The following is a 20,806-nucleotide window of genomic DNA, read 5'->3' on the forward strand; positions in this document are numbered from 1 at the left end:
GAAGAAAAACCCCTACCGCATCACCCGATGCGCATGCCACAGCGCCACCGTCAGCACGATCAGCGCGCCGGCCTGATGCGCCGCGCCCGCTAACTCCCGCCGACGGCTCCAAGCTCGCTCATATCGGCGATCCCGAGTGCTTCGATACACGACGCAAGGCCGGTGCGGACATGCGCAACGGCGGCAACCCTTTCCGCCTTGCGGTCCAGTGCGTCGCGCCGGATCGGCGCTTCCATGAATTCACTGTAGTAGTGATGGATAAGACCGGCCGGATCGCTCAGTCCGTCGGCGAACACGTCGCCTTCATATCGCCGCAGCCCGACCTGGTGCACAATCCCGATCTCTTCCGCGGTGCATTCCCCGAGCAGGAACTGATAGACCCGGTAATTGAATGCCGGCCGCAACGGCTCGAACCGCCCATGCTCCAGAACCGCCGTCGATAGCGGCAATTGATCGGACCCGAAAGCGCCACGCTGCTTCTGTTTCGGGAACCGGTTCTTGAAGTGGTGCGAGATCTTCGTCGCATGGCGCTGCCATATCCAGTGAAGCCGCGAGTTGAGCGGCGACGTCACGACGCCCGAGTTGAAATACAGGCACTCGATCTCGCGCAACGGATCGCCGTTCGCCAGCCTTTCATATTTGTACTGCCACGGCTCCCACGCCGCGTGGATCGTATCGAGCCCGAGTTGTTCGCGCACGGTGTCGACGATCTCCTTCGGCGCGCGCTCCTTGTCCGCCAGGTCCGCCATGATGCAGCGCCTTGCCGGCTCGATCAGGTCGGGCACATCGCGGACGAATGCAGCATCGTTGTCCAGCAGAATGCGCGCCTCGGTCTTTTTCTGGTCGAGAAGAGCCAGCAGCTTGTTGTAGGTGCCGGAATAGTTGCAGAGGTAGTGCGGGTTCTCGTGCACGACAAGCGACGCGCCGGTCCCTTCCAGAAAATCGAGGAGCCGGGTGCTCTGCGGTCGCACGACATGAACCCGAAGCGGAATCCCCGAACCGTCACGCACATGATGCGCCCACGTCGCCGCAAGGCAGAGCAAATTGAATGCCTTCAACGGATAGAGCGGCCCTCGGTCGTCAAACAGGGTAACGAAGGAAAGATCACCGCCCATGAACACGATCGTCCGAATGCATCCGGCCGCCATAAAACTTCGCCAGCGGTTCAGCGCAGATTGCGTCGATCGTTTCCACTTCCTTCTCCGTCAGCGTTTCCCGAAATCGGCCGACGCGGGAGGCGTCGAGCGCGGAACCGTACTGCTCGACATAGGCCGGCATCTTGCGTATGTGCTCCTTGTGCTCGAAACGCTTCCATTCCGAATCCGGATCGTACTGCGACAGATCGAGCCCCGTGAATTTCTCGATTTTTCTTAGCGTCGGCTCGAGCGCCTGTATCACGTCTTCATAACGCACGAACATTGAATTTTCCGGCTCACCGGACAGCATCGGCGCATAGTAGGACGTGTACTTCTTCGCCAACCCGGCAACGTCCCTGTTCTTGAAAGCCTTGGCCGCGTCGCCGTCCATCCCCCGCTCCGCCTGCCGCTTGCCCACATCGAGCTCCGATACAATCTGGTCGCGCGGATCCCGAACGCAGATCACCTGCTTGGCGGTGGGCATCAGCACGTCGATTTCGGCCTTGAATCTGCTCATCTCGGGGTTCTTCAGAACCAGGTTTTCCACGCCGCCGAAATGCGCGGCCGAAACGCGCAGGAAATCGTCGATCTGCCTTCTGAACAAATCCCTGCAACCCTCGTAGTCGTCGAAGTACCACTGCACCACACGGTCGTAATTTGTCGTCGCCCAGCGAAAGCTGCCAAGCATCCGGGTCAGCAACTGACACTCCCCGACATGCGCATTCGCATCGGGGTCGTTGCAAAGGATTTGATTGAGAAGAGTCGTCCCGGTACGCCGGGCGCCGAAGATCAGTACGACGTTCATTGCTGTCCTTGATGTTCAGGCAGCTTGGCCCGTTCGTTACTGTCGGCACAAAATCCAAGCTCGCCGGACGATAACCCAGATCGTGCACACGGTAAATAATGCAAGTGCGCCTCAAGATGTCGCCGGCCCCGCGCCGGGCCCTTTCTGCAAGCCCCTACCGCATCACCCGGTGCGCATGCGCAAACGCCAACGTCAGCACGATCAGCGCGCCCGCCTGATGTGCCGCGCCAAGCGGGATCGGCACGACCCACAACACTGTCCAGATGCCAAGCAGCGCCTGCAGGACAATCGCGAGCAGCAACAGCCCCGCGCTGTCCGCCGCCGCCGTCCGGCGCGCCGCAAACCAGTGCCACAGCGCCGCCAGCAACAAGAGATAGGCCGCGATCCGGTGCTGGAACTGCACGGTCAGATGGTTCTCGAAAAAATTATGCCAGAGCGGCGACATGCGCATCAGCCCGTCCGGCAGCCATGCGCCGTCCATCAGCGGCCAGGTGTTGTAGACGGCGCCCGCCCGCAAGCCCGCCACGAAGGCGCCGAGGATCGTCTGTAGAAAGACGAAGATGACCAGCGCCAGCGCCGCCTTGGCGATGCCGCCAAGCGCCCGCGTCGCCTTGCCGCGCTGGAGGTCGAACACCGTCCAGACCAGCGCCATATAGATCAGCGTCGCCAGCCCCAGATGCGCCGCCAGCCGGTACTGGCTGACCTCCGTGCGCTCCGTCAGCCCGCTCATCACCATCCACCAGCCGAGCACGCCTTGCATGCCGCCCAGCACGAACAGCCCGACAAGCCGCGGCAGCAGCGCCCGCTCGACGCGCCGCGTCACGAGGAACCAGACGAAGGGCACGAAGAAGGCGAGCCCGATCAGCCGCCCGAGAAAGCGATGGCTCCACTCCCACCAGTAGATCGTCTTGAATTCGGCAAGCGACATGCCCTTGTTGATGAGTTGGTATTGCGGGATCTGGCGGTAGAGATCGAATTCGGCCTGCCAGTGTTCCTCGCTCATCGGCGGCAACGCGCCGGTCACGGGCTTCCATTCGGTGATCGACAACCCGCTTTCGGTCAGCCGCGTCAGCCCGCCCACCACCACCATGATGAAGACGAGTGCGGCGACCGCCGCCAGCCAGATCGCGATGGCGCGATGGTCAGCGTCGCTGCGTTCGGCGGCATTGATCCGGGACAGAAGGCTCATGGAAGTTAGGAATAGCCGCTGGGGCCGCCCGCGCCTAGCCCGTTCGGGCCGCGACGCCTCGCCGCGCCGGTCTATGCAGGCGCGCCCGGATGGGCTAATCGAAAGGCCTCGCTGTTCCGCCCGGCCAATTCGGAGTTCCCATGCGTCTCGGCATCCGCACCCGCAAACTGATCGGCACCGTCGTGCTGTTGATCGGCCTGACGCTTTATTCGTTTCTGGTGATGACGGTTGCGGTCAGCGGCCACCTGCCGGACAACGGCGCGGTGCAGTTTTTCTACTACCTGACGGCGGGTGTCGCCTGGGCCTTCCCGGCGAAATATCTGATCGTCTGGATGGTCCGTCCCGACCCGGCCTGAAACCGGGGACAAGTTTATTTTATCCCCGCCCCCGAGAGCCATCCGCCGCTCGCGCCGAAGCATTTGTGACAGATTTTTGACAGTTCGATGACAGTCGAACGCCAGAAGCGCCGTTTCAGCCGAAGCGGCCGGTCACGACCTTGTTGAGCACGAAGATGACGACGATGAAAAGAACGATCGGAAGAATGGCGTCGATCATCGGCTAACTCCTTGTAGTTTGGCGATAATTGGTCGGAGCGGCCGGATTCGAACCGACGACCCCTTGTCCCCCAGACAAGTGCGCTACCGGGCTGCGCTACGCTCCGACCGGACGAGGAGCGAACCCCTCGGGCGGCGCGGACTATAGACGCGAGACCACATCGCGGCAACGGCTCAAACCGGCCTTTTTCCGTTATTTTTGAAGGCCCTTAGCCTTCCTCTTCCTCGTCGGCCCACAGCGTCTCGTCGATCTCGTCCTTGAGCGAAATCAGGTCTTCCAGCACCGCCGCCAGCTGCTTGCGGCCGCGCGCGCCGATCGGGCGCGCCGGTCCGTCGCGCTCGTCCTGGTCGCCGCGCTCCACCGCCTCGCGCGCCAGTTCGGCGACCGATGCGTCGACCATGCCCTTGCCGGTTTCGGTGACGAACTTAACGCCTTGTTCCCGAAAGACTTTCTGGACGCCTTTGATCGTGTAGCCGTCATTGTAGAGCAGCGTCCGCACGCCGCGCAGCAGGTCCACATCCTCGGGCCGGTAGTAGCGCCTTCCGCCACCGCGCTTCAGCGGCCTGATCTGGTTGAACTTGCTCTCCCAGAAACGCAGCACATGCTGGGGCACATCCAGCTCGGCCGCGACCTCGCTGATTGTACGAAAGGCGTCCGCTGACTTTTGTATCGTCAAATCAGGTCCCTGCCGGTCTTCCCCAACCCGATGGATGAACGCGGATCTGCTCAATTGCACCGTCCGCCGCCGCTTAGTCGGCCGCCGCCGACTTGCCGTTCAGCGCCCCGTTGATGCGCTCCTTGAGCACATGGCTCGGACGAAACACCAGCACACGCCGCGGCTTGATCGGCACTTCCTCGCCGGTTTTCGGATTACGGCCCATGCGGCCACCCTTCTTCCGTACCGAGAACGATCCGAACGATGAAAGTTTCACGGTGTCGCCCTGCGCCAGGCTGTCCGCGATCTGCGACAGCACCAGTTCCACGAGCTCGGTGGATTCGTTCCGCGACAAACCGACTTCCTGATAGACCGCCTCGCTCAAATGCGCGCGCGTCACAGTTTCCCCCATGGCCTCCACCTCTGTAGTTTCAACCGAAGCCTATTGCGCCCCCGGAAACCCGTCAATATCAATGGGATGGCCGATTTTATTCAAGTTCTAATTCGACGCCTGCCCTAGAATCGCAGCAACAGCGATCCCCAGGTAAATCCGCCGCCCATCGCCTCAAGCAGCACAAGGTCGCCTTTCTTGATTCGGCCATCCTTGACCGCCGTGTCGAACGCCAGTGGCACGGACGCCGCGGAGGTATTGCCTTGTTCGGCCACCGTCAGCACAACCTTCTCGGGCGGCAGGCCGATCCGCTTGGCCGTGCCGTCGAGAATCCGCTTGTTGGCCTGATGCGGCACGAACCAGTCAATGTCATCGGCATTGAGCCCCGTCGCCGCCAGCGATTCGGTGATCGCCTCGGCGATATTGACCACGGCGTGACGGAAAACCTCGCGCCCCTCCATCCGGACATGCCCTGTCGATTGCGTCGAGGACGGCCCGCCATCGACATAGAGCTTGTCCTTGTAACGCCCGTCGGAATGGAGATGCGCAGTCAGGACGCCGCGATCGGCATTCGTCCCCTCGCCCGCCGCGCCCTTGACCACCACGGCACCCGCGCCATCGCCGAACAGCACGCAGGTCGTCCGGTCGGTCCAGTCGAGCAGCCGTGAAAACGTCTCGGCGCCGATCACCAGCGCCGTCTTCGACTGCCCGGTGCGGATGAAGGTATCGGCGATGGTCAGCGCATATACGAAGCCCGAACAGACCGCCTGGATGTCGAAGGCTGCACCGTGATGCAGGCCGAGCTCGGCCTGCACCGTCACCGCGGTTGCCGGAAATGTATAATCGGGCGTCGTCGTCGCCAGAATGATTGTATCGATCTCTTGCGCGTCGATGCCGGCATCGGCGATCGCCGCGCGCGCCGCAGCCAGCGCCAGATCCGATGTCAATTCGCCGTCCGCCGCGATGTGCCGGCTGTGAATGCCGGTCCGCTCGACGATCCACTCATCGGTCGTCTCGACGATCTTCGACAAGTCGTCGTTGGTCATCACCCGGGCCGGCAGATAGCTCCCCGTGCCCGCAATAATTGTTCTGATTGTACTCACGAAAGAACTGCCTCGGATTCCGGTGTTTTTGTATTTTCGTTCTGGCCGGTTGCGCCGGTTCCGAACCTGTCGATCAAATTGAGGTCGGCGACGATCTTGCTGACCAGATCGGCGGAGGCGACATCGACCGCAACGTCGATCGCTGCCGCAAAGCCCGTCGCGTCCGTTCCGCCGTGGCTTTTGACGACAAGCCCGTTGAGACCGAGAAAGACCGCACCGTTGGAAGCGCGGGGATCGAGTTTCTTGGCGAGAGCCCGAAACGCGCCTTGCGCAAAGACATAGCCGATACGCGCCATCAGCGAGCCGGCGATGGAGGCGCGCAAATAGTCCATGATCAGACGCGCCGTTCCTTCGGCCGTCTTCAGCGCGATATTGCCCGTATATCCATCCGTCACGACCACATCGACGGTACCTTTGGCAATGTCGTCGCCTTCGACGAAGCCGTGGAACAACATTGGCAGCCGCGCGGCGCGCAACATATGCGCCGCGTCCTTGACCTGCTCCGTACCCTTCACTTCCTCTTCGCCGATATTGAGCAATCCGACCGAGGGGCGTTCGAGGTTGAAAATGACGCGCGCAAAGGCTTCGCCCATCACCGCGAATTGAACGAGCTGCGCCGCGTCCGGTCCGATCGTCGCACCGAGATCGAGCACCACGCTTTCGCCGCGCGCCGTCGGCCACAGCGCCGCAAGCGCCGGCCGCTCGACATTCGGCATCGTCTTGAGGATCACCTTCGACATCGCCATCAGCGCGCCGGTGTTGCCTGCCGACACCGCGACCTGCGCCCGGCCCTCTTTCACCGCGTCGATGGCAAGCCACATGCTGCTCGTCTTGCGGCCGCGCCGCAGCGCCTGGCTCGGCTTGTCGTTCATCGAAACGGCAACATCGGTGTGGACGATCTCGCTTACCGACGCGACACGCGGATGCTTCTCGAGCAGCGGCGCGATCTCGGCTTCATTGCCGTAAATCAGAAAACGGATATCGGGATGCCGGATCGACGCAACTTCGGCGCCGCCAATAACGGTCGCCGGGCCGTGGTCGCCGCCCATGCCGTCCAGCGCAATGGTTAGCCCTCGTGTCACCCGGGCGCCCTTTTCAAATACCTGCGCCCGCCGCCAGCCGGCGCGCGCCCAGAAGATACAAGGTTGACGTTGCGAGACAATAGGCAGATGTGGAGGAATATTTCGCGCGCTCAGTCATTTTTCTTGAGCTTTTCCAATACAGTAAAGGGATTCGGCCGCTCTTCCGCAACGTCTTCGGGAGCCTCGGAAGGCAGATCGTACGCGACACCCGGCTTGCGGGGATAAGGTTCGATCGCCAGTGCCAGCTCTTCGGCGACAGCCTCGCCGATGTCGACCGCGCCGCCGGTCATCGGCTCGGGCGCGTCCTCGCCTTCCGCCTCGATCAGCACTTCGCGCGCCACGGCGCCGGTCTCCGGTTCGGTCGGTTGTTCGGGCAGCCAGCGCCGCGTGAAGCTCTCCTCGATCCGCTGCGTCACCGGATCGAGCGTCACCACGCAAGCCTGAATGACCGTCGCCTCGAAACGGCAATCGGCAATCAAGCCCTGCTTGCGAAACGGCCTGACCCTCGCCGTTCCCTTGAGACCTTGCAGTTCGAGAATGCCGAAACGCCGCGCCAGCGCCGCGCATATTTCGGCATTGGCGTTGAACTCAATGCTCTTGCCGGCGGGCGGCACATCCTTCGCCGCCAGCTTCAGGCTGAATTCAGGTGCGGGGGAAGACGAAGACACGGGCGCCACGTCTCAGTGCCCGGCGATATGCGCCGCCGCAGCGTCCGTTGGCGCGGGAGGCGCAACGAACGTGACACGGCCCGCGGCAATATCGGCGAAGGATTGCGCGGCAAGCGCGACATCGCAACGCCGGACATAGTCCGCCAGTTTTGCCGCCCGATCCGTCATGTCCGGCTCCCCGAACACGTTGCGGGCAATCGCATCGGCCAGAACTGCGTCGCCCTCGGCTCGCAATCCTTCTTCGTAGGCGCCGATGCGACCGTAAAAGGACGAAGCCAGTCCCTTGATCTTCTTGCCGACCGACAGGTCGCCAACGCCCATTTCGCGCAGGGTCTGGTCCATATCGTCGAAAAGCACGTTGAAAATCCGCTGGCCGAGCGCGCGGCCATCCGCACCCCCGTCGCGCAGCCGCCGCAGAACCATGAAGACATGCAGAGAAACCATCTCGAATCGGCCCTCCACCGTGTCGGGAACGCCACCGTGAAGGTAAAACGCAGGCAGGCGCGCCTGCGTCACGACCGCCCGGTAAAGCGAAAAAGCCTCTTCCTCGCCGCGCTGGCGCCCGAAAATTCGTTTCCATATCATGGTTTCGCTCCCGCCGGGCCGCACACGGCTTGCCCGGGGCCGCATATGCCGATTGAATTTACCCGGCGACAAGGGTAGGTCAACGTAAGAACTTTCGGTCCGAGGAGCCCCACCATGATACCGCCGCGTCTGCGCCGTACCGCCCGGTCGATCCTGGCCGCCGTCTGCCTTGTAACGGCAGGAGCGGTGCTGGCCGCCTGTTCGCCGGTCAAGGAAGATCGGGGCTACATATTCGATCCCAAGGACCTGGCAAAAATACAGGCCGGCGTTACGAGCAAGGAGCAGGTCCGGACGATCATGGGATCGCCCTCGACGACCTCCACGATCGACGGCGAGGCGTGGTACTACATCTCGAGCAAGTTCGAAACCTACACCTTCAATCGTCCGCAGGAAATCGATCGGGCCATCGCGGCGTTCTATTTCGAAAAGACCGACGTGGTGCAGGAAGTCGCCTATTACGGCCTCGAAGACGGACAGATCGTCAATTTCGTCAACCGCACGACACCGACCCGCGGCAAGGAACTGACGATCCTCGGCCAGCTCTTCGGCAATCTCGGCCGCTACAACGCACCGGGCGCCGGCATACCCACCACCGGTGCCGGCAACCCCAACCGTCGATAACCGCGAGCTATCCTGCGGCAGCGGCCGGTTTCTCGAAGAGCCTTTCAACGGCTCGCTCGGCCGCATCCGAAAAAGGCCGGAGCGTCGTATCGACGCCCTTCGATTTCAGCATCGCACTGTCGGCATCGTTGCGCGCAATCGCCGCAATATGTCCGGTGAATCCGCGCCCTCGAATTTCCTCGACTAGTGCCACGCGCGGGTCCTGATGCGTAACGCCGATCTCGTGCGGCGGCACCGCGATGATGACATATCGCGCCGCGCCGAGCGGCAGCGATTCGTGCATGTCCGGATCGAACAGATCGCCATACATGACATTGGCGTGATCATGGGCCCAGTCGCGGATCACGTCGGGATCGAAGTCGACGCCAAGCACACTGAGACCGCGCTCTCTGAACCCCCCATGCAAAGCGCGCCCATAGCGGCCGAGCCCAAAAAGAATGACGTCGTATCGCGCGGCATGTGCGCCATCGGCAATCTTCTCTTCGCGATGCGCGACCTTGCGCTCGAAAATGCCGAGATAAGGTTCGAGAAACGTATAGAGCGGCTGCGAATAAAGGATCATATAGGTCGAAAGGCCGATCGTGATGACGCCGACCAGCGTTACGAGACCGACAGCATCCTCGCTCACATGGCCGAGGCCGAGCCCGAGTGCAATGAAGATCAGCGAGAACTCGCTGATCTGCGCCACGGTCAGGCCGGCCAGAAACCCTGTCCGCTTGCGGTAGCCCATCAGCCCCATGATGATCATCACGATCAGCGGATTTCCGACCAGCACGAACAGCGACAGCAGCAGCGCCGGGCCGACCGCATCGCCGACCACACGCAGATCGAGATGCGAACCGAGCGAAATAAAGAAAAACACCAGCAGGAAGTCGCGCAGGCTGGTCAACCGCGAGCCGATCGCTTCGCGGAACGGCGTCGAAGCCAGTGCGACGCCGGCGATCAGTCCACCAAGCTCCTTGCTGAAGCCGAGATATTCGCCGAGCGCGGCGAAGGCCGCCGCAAGGCCCAGCGCAAAGACGATCAGCAATTCGGGCGCCTTCGCCATGCGGCTCAGGATCGGATGCGCCACGCGGCTGACGACCAGCCAGAGCAGGATCAGGGGCACCGCACCGGCGGCAAGCGCCAGTGCCGCGTCGAGAAGACCGGTTTCATCGGCCGCACTTGCCGTCAGCGCCGACATCACGGCCATTGCAAAAACCACCGCCAGATCCTGAACGATCAGGAAACCGAGCGCGATACGGCCGTGCAACGCATCCAGCTCGCGCTTGTCCGACAGCAGCTTGACGATGATGATGGTGCTGGAAAAGGTCAGCGCCACAGCCACGTACAGGCTGGCAATCGGCGACATGCCGAGACCGAGGCAGATCAGAAAGCCGACAACGGAGGTGAAGAGTATCTGGCCGAGGCCGGTATTCAGCGCGACCACGCCGAGCGTCCGCACGAGATTGAGGTCGAGCTTCAAACCGACGAGAAACAGGAGCAGCGTCACACCGAGTTCTGAAAGTAGCTTCAGATAGTCGGTCGACTGGACGATATCGAAACCGGCGGGGCCCGCCAGCATGCCGACAATGATGAAACTGACGATCATCGGCTGGCGCAACCAGATGCCCATCAGCCCGATCAGCGAAGCCAGCATCAAAAGGGCCGCTATTTCATAAAAAACCGTCGCTTCCGGCACCCGCCCCTCCCTGTCGTATCACCTGCAGTCTTATTCTATTCCAACCGCCGGTCAAACGTCCCGCAATATGAAAAGGCCCCGCGGGATTTCTCCCTCGGGGCCTTTCCTTCTCGGCTTTGGGCCGGATTAGTGCGCCAGCACCGCGAGCAGCAGAAGCGCCACGATGTTGGTGATCTTGATCATCGGGTTGACGGCCGGACCGGCGGTGTCCTTGTAGGGATCGCCGACCGTATCGCCCGTAACGGCGGCCTTGTGGGCTTCCGAGCCCTTGCCGCCGTAGTTGCCGTCTTCGATGTACTTCTTCGCATTGTCCCAGGCGCCGCCGCCGGACGTCATCGAGATCGCGACGAAGAGACCCGTCACAATGACGCCGAGCAGCATCGCACCGACCGCCGAGAAGGCGGCCGACTTGTCGGCAATGCCCAGAACGATGAAGTACAGCACGACCGGCGAGAGCACCGGCAGCATCGACGGGACGATCATTTCCTTGATCGCCGCCTTGGTCAGCATGTCGACCGCGCGCGCATAATCGGGCTTCGATGTGCCCGCCATGATGCCCGGATCGGCCTTGAACTGACGCCGCACTTCCTCAACGACCGAACCGGCCGCACGGCCAACGGCCGTCATGCCCATCGAACCGAAGAGATAGGGCAGCAACCCGCCGATGAAGAGACCGATCACGACATAGGGGTTGGAGAGCGAGAAGTCCGGGCTGACGCCGGCGAAGTACCCATAGGTCTCCGAGTTGGCGGCAAAGAACTTCAGGTCTTCCGTATAGGCCGCAAACAGCACCAGCGCGCCGAGGCCCGCCGAACCGATCGCATAGCCCTTGGTAACGGCTTTCGTCGTGTTGCCGACAGCATCGAGCGCATCGGTCGTCTTGCGCACATCGGCCGGAAGATCGGCCATCTCGGCAATGCCGCCCGCATTGTCCGTCACCGGACCGAAGGCGTCGAGCGCGACCACCATGCCGGCCAGCGCCAGCATCGTCGTCACCGCGATAGCGATGCCGAAGAGGCCCGCCAGACCGTAGGTCACGAGAATGCCGACCACGATGGTGAGCGCCGGCAGCGCCGTCGCTTCCATCGAAATCGCCAGACCCTGAATGACGTTGGTGCCATGACCGGTGGTCGAGGCCGCCGCCACCGACTTCACCGGGCGGAAGTTGACGCCGGTGTAGTATTCGGTGATCCAGATGATGAGGCCCGTCACGATCAGGCCGGCGATGCCGCAGATATAGAGGCTGAAGCCGGTGAAGGGTTTTCCGTTGACGACAAATTCGGAGTCGAGGCCGATCACGGCGTCGGTCACGAAATAGAGCGCGATCAGCGACAGCACCGCCGAAGCGATGAAGCCCTTGTAGAGCGCACCCATGATGTTGTTGCTCTTGCCGAGCCGCACGAAGAACGTGCCGATGATCGACGTCACGATGCAGGCCGCGCCGATCGCCAGCGGGTAAAGCATCATGTTGCCGAGGCCTGCCCCGACGAAGAAGATCGAGGCCAGAACCATCGTGGCAACGACGGTCACCGCATAGGTCTCGAAGAGGTCGGCCGCCATGCCGGCGCAGTCGCCGACATTGTCGCCCACGTTGTCGGCGATGGTCGCCGGGTTGCGCGGATCGTCTTCCGGAATACCGGCTTCGACCTTGCCGACGAGATCGCCGCCGACATCCGCACCCTTGGTGAAGATGCCGCCGCCGAGACGGGCGAAGATAGAGATCAGCGAGGCGCCGAAACCGAGCGCCACCAGCGCGTCGATCACTTCGCGCGAACCAGCGTCGAGACCCAGATGAACCGTCAGCACGGCATAGTAGACCGCGACCGACAGCAGCGCGAGGCCGGCAACGAGCATGCCCGTCACGGCGCCAGACTTGAAGGCAACGTCAAGGCCGGCCGCAAGGCTGACGCTGGAGGCCTGCGTGGTGCGCACATTGGCGCGCACCGAAACCAGCATGCCGATATAGCCCGCAGCGCCCGAAAGCGTCGCACCGACCAGGAAGCCGACCGCGACCTTCAGCGTCAGCAGATACCAGACGATGAGGAAGATGACGGCGCCGACGGCGGCGATGGTCGTGTACTGGCGCGCGAGATAAGCGCTGGCGCCTTCCTGGATCGCCGCTGCGATCTCCTGCATGCGCGCATTGCCCGCATCCATCGCCAGCACCGAGCGTACAGCCCAGATGCCGTAGACGAGCGCGAGCAGCCCGCAGCCGATAATAGCCCACAAAGCAGTGCTCATTGTTTTGTCCTTAGGTTCCTTGACGGATTGTACCGGCGGGAATTTTCCACTCGGCCTCCAGCGCGGGGCGCGCCGGAAGTCCTCCCCCTGCCGAATGCAGAAATCGCGCGGAAAGATGCCAAATACGGCATGGGAAAGCAACCGCCCGTCCGGCCGGGGGCCGATCCTAAAAATGACGGTATCCCAAATGCTTGAGAGCGACCGGCCGGCCGGCGCCGTCGACCGGATTTATGCCATCGGCCACCGGCAGAACGGTCCCGATCCGGACAATTGGGGTCCCGGTTTCCGCAGCGACACGGGCAATACCGGCGTCGCTGCCCGGCGGGGCCGCGAACAGGATTTCATAGTCGTCGCCGCCGCCGGCGACCGCCTCGATGAGCCCCTTGTCGAGCGCCAGCGCGGCGCGCCCGGCCTCGGACAAGGGCAGCCGATCGATTTCGATTCGCGCCCCGACGCCCGAAACCGCACATAAATGCCCCAGATCGGCCATCAGCCCATCGGAGACGTCCAGCGCCGCGCTGGCGATCCCGCGCAGCCGCATACCCGCCGCCACCCGCGGCTCCGGCAGCCGGTAGCGGCCCGCCAGATCGTCCCGGTGCGTGGCGCCGAGCTCTTCAAGACCGCCCTGCAGGACCATCAGGCCGAGCGCCGCGTCACCCAGCGCGCCTGTGACATAGAGCCCGTCGCCGGCGCTGGCGCCGCCCCGCCGGAGCATCTGCCCAGCCGGAACCTCGCCGATGGCCGTCAACGTGAAGCTCGCCGGCCCCGGCATCCGCACCGTGTCGCCGCCCCAAAGGGCGATTCCGAAGATTTTCTGGTCGGCCGCCAGCCCGCGCGCAAAATCGCGCATCCACGCGAGCGGCGTGCCGTCGCGCCACGCCGTCACCAGGAGGTAGCCCCGCGGCGTCGCGCCCTTGGCGGCAAGGTCCGACAGGTTCACGCGTAGCAGCTTGCGCGCCACGCTTTCGGCCGGGTCGTCGGAAAGAAAATGCACACCTTCGACCATCGCATCGACGGTCAGCACGGTCTCGCAACCGGGTGTGGGCGCATAGAGCGCGGCATCGTCCTTGAGCGCCAGCGCCTCCGGCGCGGATGCCGCCAGCGGCGCGAACAGTTCCGCGATCAGTTCGAATTCGTCGGGCGCGTCAGCCTTGTCCGGCGGCGTCATGATCCGCTCCCGTGCCGCCCCTGATCTCACGGCCGAGCCGGTCGAGCACGGCATTGACGACGCCGGGCTCGTCGCCCTCGAAGAAGGCGTGCGCCACGTCGACATATTCGTTGATGACGACTTTCACCGGAATGTCCTTGCAGCGCCGAATCTCGTAGGCGCCGGCGCGCAGAATGGCGCGCAACGTCGCATCGAGCCGCCCCAGCGCCCAGCCCTTCGCCAGCGCGCCGTTGACCTCGCGGTCGAGCTCGCGCTGCTCGCGCACGACGCCGCGCACGATGTCATCGAAATGCGCTGTGTCGGCTTCGACGATTTCCTCGTCCTCGGTCGGCCGTTCGAGCAGATGCTGTGTGAATTCTTCGACGGCGTCGTCCAGCGGCGTACCCGCAACGTCCATCTGGTAGAGCGCCTGCACTGCGCCGAGGCGCGCGGCGCTGCGCGCTCGCGGATCGACGCTTTGGCCTGAGGCTGGTTGTGCGGGCACAGAGGTCATTTTATACCGAGCGACCGCTCACGCTCCCATGCTGCGCTTGAGTGCGATCATGTCGAGGCAGGCATTGGCCGCGCCGCCGCCCTTGTTCTTCTGATCCACCTTGGCGCGCGCCCAGGCTTGCGCCTCGTTCTCGACGGTCTGGATGCCGTTGCCGACCGCAAGCGACCGCTCGACTGCAATATCCATCAGCGCGCGGGCCGACTCGTTCGACACAATGTCGTAATGCGTCGTCTCGCCGCGAATGACGCATCCAAGCGTCACGAACCCGTCGATGGCCTTGGTGAAGGCGCCATGTTTCATCGCGTCGATCGCATACATGATCGCCGCCGGGATCTCCAGCACGCCGGGCACGGCGATGCGCTGCCACGTCGCGCCGCGCGCTTCGATGGCCGCGATGGCGCCGCGCGCCAGCTCGTCGGCAAGATCTTCGTAGAAACGCGCTTCCACGATCAGGATGTGAGCATTGACCGTCGTCAAGATGTCGTCTCCCTGGCGCGCCGCGCCTTCGTGCCGCTCGCCCCGGCATCGGTGATAGGCCGTTGATCGACGATCCGCAATCCATATCCGTCGATGCCAACGATGCTGCGGTCGGTATCGGACAAGAGCACCATGTCATGGACGCCGAGATCGAGCAAAATCTGCGCGCCGACACCATATTCGCGCAAGCGGCGCGGCATGCCCTGCTCGCCCCCCTCGCCCTTGCGCAGCAACATATCCGAAACGACGGTCGCCGTCGTATCCCGGATCAGCACGATGATGCCGCGTCCTTCCTCATTGATGATCCGCATCGACTGCTCGAGCAGTTCGGACCGCGGTCCGGTTGCGCCCAGAATGTCGTCGAAAACATTGATGGCGTGCATTCGAACCAGCACAGGTTCCGGCGTCGATATATCGCCCTTCACCAGCGCGATGTGCTCGGCATATTCGACGGTGTTGAGATAGACCATCAGCTTGAACTCGCCGCCGGCCTTTGTGTCGACTTCGGTCTCGATCGCGCGATGGATGAAATTGTCGTAGCGGCGGCGATAGGCGATGAGGTCGGCGATGGTCGCGATCTTCAGCCCGTGAAGCTGCGCGAACTGCACAAGGTCCGGCAGCCGCGCCATCGTCCCGTCGTCGTTCATGATCTCGCAAATGACGCCGGCCGGATAAAGCCCCGCCAGCCGCGCAATATCGACGGCGGACTCCGTATGGCCGGCACGTACCAGCACGCCGCCATCTTTCGCCACCAGCGGAAACACATGGCCCGGCGAAACGATATCGGTCGCGCCCTTGGTCGGATCGATGGCGACGGAAACGGTGTGCGCACGGTCATGCGCCGAGATGCCCGTCGATATGCCTTCGCGGGCTTCGATCGAAACGGTGAAGGCCGTTTGGTGACGCGACTGGTTGGTCGCCGACATCAGTTGCAGATTGAGCTGCTTGGCCCGGTCGCTGGTCAGCGTCAGACACACCAGACCGCGGCCGTATTTCGCCATGAAATTGACGGCCTCCGGCGTGCACATCTGCGCCGGGATGACGAGGTCGCCCTCGTTCTCGCGGTCCTCCGCATCGACAAGAATGAACATCTTGCCGTTGCGCGCGTCCTCGATGACTTCCTCGATCGGAGAGAGGTATTCTTTGTACACGGGGTCTCAGTCCTTCTGAACCAGGCGAGCCACATAGCGGGCCAGCATGTCGATTTCAAGATTAACGGGATCGCCGGCTTTCGCCATCCCCCAGGTCGTCACCGCCTGGGTGTGCGGAATGATATTGATGTCGAACCGGGTCCGGCGCTCTTTTGCCCCTGCAGGAGCCACATCCTCAACCTCATTGACCGTCAGCGACGTGCCGTCGAGGGTGACCGACCCCTTGGGCGCGATGAACCGGCCAAGCTCTTCCGGCGCCTCGAAAACGAACCGCTGGGATGCGCCGTCCGGCTTTATGTCGACGATGCGCGCCACGCCGTCCACATGCCCGCTGACGATGTGACCGCCCAGCTCGTCGCCCGCCTTGAGCGCCCGCTCGAGATTGATCCGCGTCCCCTCGGTCCATGTGCCGAGCGTCGTGCAATCGAGCGACTCCGCCGAGACATCGACCGCAAACCAGTCGCCCTCCGCATCGCGGCCCTTCTCGACCACCGTCAGGCAGCAGCCGGAACAGGCAATGGAGGCGCCAATGTCGATGCCGCTGGAATCGTAGGCCGTCCCGATGACAAAGCGCGCGTCGCTTCGCTTCTCCAGCGCGCGAACGCGACCGACATCGGTGACGATACCAGTGAACATGAACAACTAGCTCCGAAGCACATAGCTGGCGAGCGAGTCCTCGCCGAGTGAAATCAACTCGCGCAGCGCGAAGACCGGCGCTTTCTCGACATGCTTGACGCCGAGCCCCGCGATGGCCGGATAGCCGTCGCCGCCGATGACCTTGGGCGACTGGAACCATTCGATCCGGTCGATCAGCCGTGCCTGCATCAGCGAGGCTGCAAGCCGCGCCCCTCCCTCGACGAGCAGCCGCGTCACGCCGCGCGCCGCGATTTTCTCGAGCGCGTCGCGCATGTCCATCACTCCGCCCTCGCCCGGCGCGACGTCGATCAATGTCACGCCGCAATCCTCGAACGCCTTGCGCCGCGCCGCGTCGCCCTGCGGCAGCGTCAAAATCCAGACCGGAATCTTGTGCGCATCGCGCACCAGCTTCGAGGTCAGCGGCAACCGCAGCCGGCCATCGGCAACGATGCGCACCGGCGACCGTGTGCCGAGCCCCGGCAGACGGCAGGTAAGCTGTGGATCGTCGACCACCGCGGTTGCGCTGCCGACCATGATCGCGTCATGCGTGGCGCGCAGCAGATGCCCGCGATTGCGGGCGCGCTCGCCGGTGATCCATTGGCTCTGGCCATCATGCGTCGCACTGCGTCCGTCGAGCGAGCTCGCAATCTTCAGCGTAACGAGCGGCCGTGCTTCCGACATCGTCAGAAAAAATCCGGCATTGAGATGACGCGCCTCGTCGCCGCAGACATTCTCCGTCACCTCGACACCCGCCGCTTCGAGCATCGCAAAGCCACGCCCGGCAACCTGCGGATTGGGGTCGCTCACTGCGCCGACGACACGCGCGATGCCCGCATCGATCAGCGCCTGTGCGCAAGGTCCGGTCTTGCCCTGATGTGCGCATGGCTCGAGGCTGACATAGGCTGTCGCACCGGACGCCTCGGCACCGGCGCGCGCCAGCGCTTCCGTCTCGGCATGCGGCCGGCCGCCGGCCTGCGTCCAGCCGCGCCCGACGATGCGATGACCCTCATCCTCACGCACAATCACGCAGCCGACCGCCGGATTGGGCGCAACCTGCCCCAACCCGCGTTCGGCGAGCGTCAGTGCCGTTTTCATGAAATGTGTGTCGTGGGGCCGGCTCATTTTCTTCCCTGCAAGCGCATGCCCGGCGACATCGGCTTTATCGGTCGTCGTCGACCTCGTCGCGCACGGGACCGCCGAGTTCGTCCAGAAATGTCCCGAAGTCCCGGGCCTCGCGGAAATTCTTGTAGACCGAGGCGAAACGGACATAGGCGACTTCGTCGAGGGACATCAGCCCTTCCATCACCAGCCGTCCGATCATCGCCGACGGTATCTCGTTCTCGCCCATGCTTTCGAGGCGCCGGACGATGCCGCTCACCATACGCTCAATGCGTTCCTGCTCAACCGGGCGTTTCCGCATCGCGATTTGCACGGAACGCATGAGTTTATCGCGATCGAAAGGCACCCTGCGGTTGTTGGATTTTATGATTGTCAGCTCACGGAGCTGGACCCGCTCGAAGGTCGTAAACCGGCCGCCGCAGGCGGTGCAGAACCGCCGGCGCCGGATCGCCGTATTGTCTTCCGTCGGACGCGAGTCCTTGACCTGGGTATCTTCGTTTCCGCAATATGGACAACGCATGCGCCGCCAGCCCCCTGACTTGAAATATCCGCCGCCGCTGCGGAACTTTTACTTCGGCCCGCCATAGATCGGGAAGCGCCGGCAAAGCTCGACGACGCGCCCGCGAACATCCGCCTCGACTTCAGTGTTGCCTTCTTCGCCGTTCTTCGCCAGCCCGTCCAGTACTTCGACGATGAGACGGCCGACCGTCGCAAACTCCGCAGCCCCGAAACCGCGCGTCGTGCCGGCCGGCGTACCGAGCCGGACGCCCGACGTTACCATCGGCTTTTCCGGATCGAAGGGAATGCCGTTCTTGTTGCAGGTGATATGCGCGCGCTCGAGCGCCGCCTCCGCGACTTTGCCCGTCAGCTTTTTCGGCCTGAGATCGACCAGCATCAGATGCGTGTCGGTGCCGCCCGAAACGATCGCCGCGCCGCCATCGACCAGCGTCGAGGCAAGCGTGCGCGCATTGTCGACGACGGCGCGGGCATAGGATTTGAATTCCGGACGCAGCGCTTCGCCGAACGCGACCGCCTTGCCGGCGATCACATGCATCAGCGGTCCACCCTGGATGCCGGGGAAGATCGCCGAATTGACCTTCTTCCCGATATCTTCGTTGTTCGACAGGATCATGCCGCCGCGCGGACCCCGGAGCGTCTTGTGGGTCGTCGTCGTCACCACATCGGCGAAAGGAAGCGGGCTCGGATGCGCGCCGCCGGCGACCAGTCCGGCGAAATGCGCCATGTCGACCATGAACAGCGCGCCCACGGAATCCGCGATCTCGCGAAAGGCCTTGAAGTCGATGACGCGCGGATAGGCCGATCCGCCGGCAATAATCATCTTCGGTTTATGCGTCTTCGCCAGCGACGCAACCTCGTCCATGTCGACCAGATGATCCTGCTGGCGAACGCCGTATTGCACCGCGTTGAACCATTTGCCCGACTGGTTGGGCGCCGCGCCATGTGTCAGGTGACCGCCGGCCGCGAGGCTCATGCCCATGATGGTGTCGCCCGGCTTCAAGAGCGCCATCATCACGCCCTGGTTGGCTTGCGAACCGGAATTGGGCTGCACATTGGCATAGGCGCAGCCGAACAGCTTTTTGGCGCGGTCGATTGCCAGTTCCTCGGCAATGTCGACAAACTCGCAGCCGCCGTAATACCGCTTGCCCGGATAACCTTCCGCATACTTGTTGGTCATGATCGAGCCCTGCGCCTCCAGCACGGCGCGCGAGACGATGTTCTCCGACGCGATCAGCTCGATCTGGGTTTGCTGACGGTTCAGCTCCAGCTCGATCGCCTTCAGGACATCAGGGTCGCTGCTGGCCAGACCGTCGGTGAAAAAGCCCGAAAAGCCGCCGGGCGCGGCGGCTGCATTGCTCAATGACATAGACCTACCTTCTATTCCGGAAGAACTCGCGGCCGCAGGCAAACGCGCCACCGCGCGCTCCACGGGCCGCCCGGGATCGATATCGGGCGTGATACCACATATTGTCGGCAGGGGCCAATTCACCACAAATTTTCAGCCGCCGCCCAGGCGCGTCATTCCGGGCTGAAATCCGCACTACGCAAGTGCCCGCGCCTTGACCGCCGCCGCAACCCATGTATCAAAGACTAGAAATCGAAAATTTACTTGAAAACCCAAGTTATTCTCCTATCGAGCACCCGCGCCTGCTTGAAACTCACCTTGATTGAAACAAATTTAGACGGAATTCATCATAGAAGAGATGCGCGATATCCTTGATTGTCGTGTCCAAATCGCGCTAGAAGATGCCTGTTACTGTTGCCGCATGTACAGACGGCAGACGGCGTTCCCCAAAGAGGCATCACGCTTGAAATGAACGAGACCAAATCGTCCCCGCAATCCGATGCGACGGAAATGTTGAGCCTGGCGACCGAAATCGTTGCCGCTTATGTCAGCAACAATACCGTGGCGACAGCCGATCTGTCGGGGCTAATCCGAACGGTCTACACGACACTCACAGATATCGAACAAGGCGGCGGCCACAGGGAATCCGAATTGACCCCGGCCGTACCGATCAAGAAGTCGGTCACCGCCGATCACATCATCTGTCTCGAGGACGGCAAGAAGCTGAAAATGCTGAAGCGCTACCTGCGCTCGCAATACGGTCTCTCGCCCGAGGAATACCGTGCCCGCTGGGGCCTGCCGCACGACTATCCGATGGTCGCGCCCAACTATGCCGCCCAGCGTTCGAAGCTGGCGAAGCAGATCGGTCTTGGCCGTGTCGGCGCCGGCATTGGCAGCCCGGCACGAGGCCGCAAGAAGAAGCGCACGGTGCGCTGATCCGCTAGACGACGATCCCCCCGCCGCCGCCCGGCTCCTCCCGGTCGCCGGGCTTCTTCGCGTCCGAGTCCGTTTCACCCTGCCGGTTGAGCATGTAGCGCAGCTTCTGCAGCGCAATGCGCTCGAGTTCGTTTCGCGACGCCGAAGACGGCGCCACGACCGACACCTCGAGATCGGTGGTGACATCGAGCGCCGTCACCTTGACGCTGGTGCCGATCGGCGTGAATTCGAAGATGACCTCACGGCGCAC

23 protein-coding genes and 1 tRNA gene are annotated in these 20,806 nt (G+C 63.1%); 3 read left to right on the forward strand and 21 right to left on the reverse strand.

Features of this window, described 5'->3' with window-relative positions:
* Positions 1–89: 89 nt before the first annotated feature.
* From KF719_RS01505 to KF719_RS01515, 3 genes are all read right to left on the reverse strand, one after another.
* Positions 90–1,115 carry a hypothetical protein gene (locus KF719_RS01505; RefSeq protein ID WP_293506500.1) on the reverse strand — a complete coding sequence of 342 codons (1,026 nt, stop codon included), beginning with the start codon at positions 1,113–1,115 and terminating at the stop codon, positions 90–92.
* Positions 1,105–1,941 carry a sulfotransferase gene (locus KF719_RS01510; RefSeq protein ID WP_293506502.1) on the reverse strand — a complete coding sequence of 279 codons (837 nt, stop codon included), beginning with the start codon at positions 1,939–1,941 and terminating at the stop codon, positions 1,105–1,107. The genes KF719_RS01505 and KF719_RS01510 overlap by 11 nt, the downstream gene beginning before the upstream one ends.
* A gap of 154 nt (positions 1,942–2,095) precedes the next feature.
* Entirely contained in the window at positions 2,096–3,130 is a 1,035-nt protein-coding gene (locus KF719_RS01515; protein WP_293506504.1) for a COX15/CtaA family protein, read from the reverse strand.
* A gap of 140 nt (positions 3,131–3,270) precedes the next feature.
* On the opposite strand from KF719_RS01515, the gene KF719_RS01520 reads away from it, so the two are divergent.
* Positions 3,271–3,486: a DUF2842 domain-containing protein gene (locus tag KF719_RS01520; protein ID WP_293506506.1), complete on the forward strand. Its 216-nt coding sequence runs from the start codon at positions 3,271–3,273 to the stop codon at positions 3,484–3,486.
* Between the two features lie 228 nt (positions 3,487–3,714).
* Here KF719_RS01520 and KF719_RS01525 read toward each other — a convergent pair.
* The 7 genes from KF719_RS01525 to KF719_RS01555 form a co-directional block, all read right to left on the reverse strand.
* Positions 3,715–3,791: transfer RNA gene (locus tag KF719_RS01525), tRNA-Pro, on the reverse strand.
* 102 nt (positions 3,792–3,893) lie between these two features.
* Positions 3,894–4,361, reverse strand: coding sequence for a MerR family transcriptional regulator (locus tag KF719_RS01530; RefSeq protein WP_293506508.1), 468 nt, complete (start codon positions 4,359–4,361; stop codon positions 3,894–3,896).
* A gap of 73 nt (positions 4,362–4,434) precedes the next feature.
* Positions 4,435–4,761 carry an integration host factor subunit alpha gene (locus KF719_RS01535; protein ID WP_293506510.1) on the reverse strand — a complete coding sequence of 109 codons (327 nt, stop codon included), beginning with the start codon at positions 4,759–4,761 and terminating at the stop codon, positions 4,435–4,437.
* 95 nt (positions 4,762–4,856) lie between these two features.
* Positions 4,857–5,834 carry a beta-ketoacyl-ACP synthase III gene (locus KF719_RS01540; protein WP_293506512.1) on the reverse strand — a complete coding sequence of 326 codons (978 nt, stop codon included), beginning with the start codon at positions 5,832–5,834 and terminating at the stop codon, positions 4,857–4,859.
* Positions 5,831–6,916, reverse strand: coding sequence for a phosphate acyltransferase PlsX (gene plsX / locus KF719_RS01545; RefSeq protein ID WP_293506513.1), 1,086 nt, complete (start codon positions 6,914–6,916; stop codon positions 5,831–5,833). The genes KF719_RS01540 and plsX overlap by 4 nt, the downstream gene beginning before the upstream one ends.
* Positions 6,917–7,026: 110 nt before the next feature.
* Positions 7,027–7,584, reverse strand: a complete 558-nt coding sequence (locus tag KF719_RS01550) for a DUF177 domain-containing protein (protein WP_293506515.1) — start codon at positions 7,582–7,584, stop codon at positions 7,027–7,029.
* A gap of 12 nt (positions 7,585–7,596) precedes the next feature.
* A complete protein-coding gene (locus tag KF719_RS01555) occupies positions 7,597–8,169 on the reverse strand; it encodes a ubiquinol-cytochrome C chaperone family protein (protein WP_293506516.1) in 573 nt (190 codons plus the stop codon).
* Positions 8,170–8,283: 114 nt separating this feature from the next.
* Between KF719_RS01555 and bamE the strand changes: the two genes are divergently transcribed.
* The gene (bamE, locus tag KF719_RS01560; protein ID WP_293506518.1) at positions 8,284–8,790 is read left to right on the forward strand and encodes an outer membrane protein assembly factor BamE; all 507 of its coding nucleotides are present in this window, start codon (positions 8,284–8,286) and stop codon (positions 8,788–8,790) included.
* Between the two features lie 7 nt (positions 8,791–8,797).
* Here the strand turns inward: bamE and KF719_RS01565 are convergent, their stop codons facing one another.
* The 10 genes from KF719_RS01565 to glyA all read right to left on the reverse strand — a co-directional run bounded on the left by KF719_RS01565 (position 8,798) and on the right by glyA (position 19,641).
* Positions 8,798–10,471: a cation:proton antiporter gene (locus KF719_RS01565; RefSeq protein ID WP_293506520.1), complete on the reverse strand. Its 1,674-nt coding sequence runs from the start codon at positions 10,469–10,471 to the stop codon at positions 8,798–8,800.
* Positions 10,472–10,597: 126 nt separating this feature from the next.
* A complete protein-coding gene (locus tag KF719_RS01570; RefSeq protein WP_293506522.1) occupies positions 10,598–12,712 on the reverse strand; it encodes a sodium-translocating pyrophosphatase in 2,115 nt (704 codons plus the stop codon).
* Positions 12,713–12,878: 166 nt separating this feature from the next.
* Positions 12,879–13,880, reverse strand: coding sequence for a thiamine-phosphate kinase (thiL, locus tag KF719_RS01575; protein ID WP_293506524.1), 1,002 nt, complete (start codon positions 13,878–13,880; stop codon positions 12,879–12,881).
* Complete coding sequence (gene nusB / locus KF719_RS01580; RefSeq protein WP_293506526.1) at positions 13,858–14,373, reverse strand: transcription antitermination factor NusB; 516 nt, start codon at positions 14,371–14,373, stop codon at positions 13,858–13,860. Before nusB ends, thiL begins: the two co-directional genes overlap by 23 nt.
* Positions 14,374–14,391: 18 nt before the next feature.
* A complete protein-coding gene (gene ribH / locus KF719_RS01585) occupies positions 14,392–14,853 on the reverse strand; it encodes a 6,7-dimethyl-8-ribityllumazine synthase (protein WP_293510549.1) in 462 nt (153 codons plus the stop codon).
* Positions 14,847–16,001 carry a 3,4-dihydroxy-2-butanone-4-phosphate synthase gene (gene ribB, locus KF719_RS01590; RefSeq protein WP_293506528.1) on the reverse strand — a complete coding sequence of 385 codons (1,155 nt, stop codon included), beginning with the start codon at positions 15,999–16,001 and terminating at the stop codon, positions 14,847–14,849. The genes ribH and ribB overlap by 7 nt, the downstream gene beginning before the upstream one ends.
* 6 nt (positions 16,002–16,007) lie before the next feature.
* Positions 16,008–16,637, reverse strand: coding sequence for a riboflavin synthase (locus KF719_RS01595; protein WP_293506530.1), 630 nt, complete (start codon positions 16,635–16,637; stop codon positions 16,008–16,010).
* 6 nt (positions 16,638–16,643) lie between these two features.
* The gene (gene ribD, locus KF719_RS01600; RefSeq protein ID WP_293506532.1) at positions 16,644–17,759 is read right to left on the reverse strand and encodes a bifunctional diaminohydroxyphosphoribosylaminopyrimidine deaminase/5-amino-6-(5-phosphoribosylamino)uracil reductase RibD; all 1,116 of its coding nucleotides are present in this window, start codon (positions 17,757–17,759) and stop codon (positions 16,644–16,646) included.
* Positions 17,760–17,796: 37 nt separating this feature from the next.
* On the reverse strand, positions 17,797–18,276 hold the full coding sequence (gene nrdR, locus KF719_RS01605; RefSeq protein WP_293506534.1) for a transcriptional regulator NrdR: 480 nt from the start codon (positions 18,274–18,276) through the stop codon (positions 17,797–17,799).
* Between the two features lie 48 nt (positions 18,277–18,324).
* Entirely contained in the window at positions 18,325–19,641 is a 1,317-nt protein-coding gene (glyA, locus tag KF719_RS01610) for a serine hydroxymethyltransferase (RefSeq protein ID WP_293506536.1), read from the reverse strand.
* A gap of 447 nt (positions 19,642–20,088) precedes the next feature.
* Here glyA and KF719_RS01615 point away from each other — a divergent pair, with 447 nt between their 5' ends.
* Positions 20,089–20,556: a MucR family transcriptional regulator gene (locus KF719_RS01615; protein WP_293506538.1), complete on the forward strand. Its 468-nt coding sequence runs from the start codon at positions 20,089–20,091 to the stop codon at positions 20,554–20,556.
* Positions 20,557–20,560: 4 nt separating this feature from the next.
* On the opposite strand, the gene KF719_RS01620 is transcribed toward KF719_RS01615, so the two are convergent.
* Complete coding sequence (locus tag KF719_RS01620; protein WP_293506540.1) at positions 20,561–20,806, reverse strand: serine hydroxymethyltransferase; 246 nt, start codon at positions 20,804–20,806, stop codon at positions 20,561–20,563.

The sequence above is a fragment of the Parvibaculum sp. genome, from assembly GCF_019635935.1.
Classification (GTDB): domain Bacteria; phylum Pseudomonadota; class Alphaproteobacteria; order Parvibaculales; family Parvibaculaceae; genus Parvibaculum.

Excerpts from the sequence above, each read along its gene's own strand:
- KF719_RS01615 (WP_293506538.1), top strand. The coding sequence starts at position 20,089 with ATGAACGAGACCAAATCGTCCCCGCAATCCGATGCGACGGAAATGTTG.
- KF719_RS01520 (WP_293506506.1), top strand. The coding sequence starts at position 3,271 with ATGCGTCTCGGCATCCGCACCCGCAAACTGATCGGCACCGTCGTGCTG.
- KF719_RS01515 (WP_293506504.1), bottom strand. The coding sequence starts at position 3,130 with ATGAGCCTTCTGTCCCGGATCAATGCCGCCGAACGCAGCGACGCTGAC.
- KF719_RS01595 (WP_293506530.1), bottom strand. The coding sequence starts at position 16,637 with ATGTTCACTGGTATCGTCACCGATGTCGGTCGCGTTCGCGCGCTGGAG.
- glyA (WP_293506536.1), bottom strand. The coding sequence starts at position 19,641 with ATGTCATTGAGCAATGCAGCCGCCGCGCCCGGCGGCTTTTCGGGCTTT.
- nrdR (WP_293506534.1), bottom strand. The coding sequence starts at position 18,276 with ATGCGTTGTCCATATTGCGGAAACGAAGATACCCAGGTCAAGGACTCG.
- ribD (WP_293506532.1), bottom strand. The coding sequence starts at position 17,759 with ATGAGCCGGCCCCACGACACACATTTCATGAAAACGGCACTGACGCTC.
- bamE (WP_293506518.1), top strand. The coding sequence starts at position 8,284 with ATGATACCGCCGCGTCTGCGCCGTACCGCCCGGTCGATCCTGGCCGCC.
- KF719_RS01570 (WP_293506522.1), bottom strand. The coding sequence starts at position 12,712 with ATGAGCACTGCTTTGTGGGCTATTATCGGCTGCGGGCTGCTCGCGCTC.
- KF719_RS01555 (WP_293506516.1), bottom strand. The coding sequence starts at position 8,169 with ATGATATGGAAACGAATTTTCGGGCGCCAGCGCGGCGAGGAAGAGGCT.
- KF719_RS01510 (WP_293506502.1), bottom strand. The coding sequence starts at position 1,941 with ATGAACGTCGTACTGATCTTCGGCGCCCGGCGTACCGGGACGACTCTT.
- thiL (WP_293506524.1), bottom strand. The coding sequence starts at position 13,880 with ATGACGCCGCCGGACAAGGCTGACGCGCCCGACGAATTCGAACTGATC.
- nusB (WP_293506526.1), bottom strand. The coding sequence starts at position 14,373 with ATGACCTCTGTGCCCGCACAACCAGCCTCAGGCCAAAGCGTCGATCCG.
- KF719_RS01505 (WP_293506500.1), bottom strand. The coding sequence starts at position 1,115 with ATGGGCGGTGATCTTTCCTTCGTTACCCTGTTTGACGACCGAGGGCCG.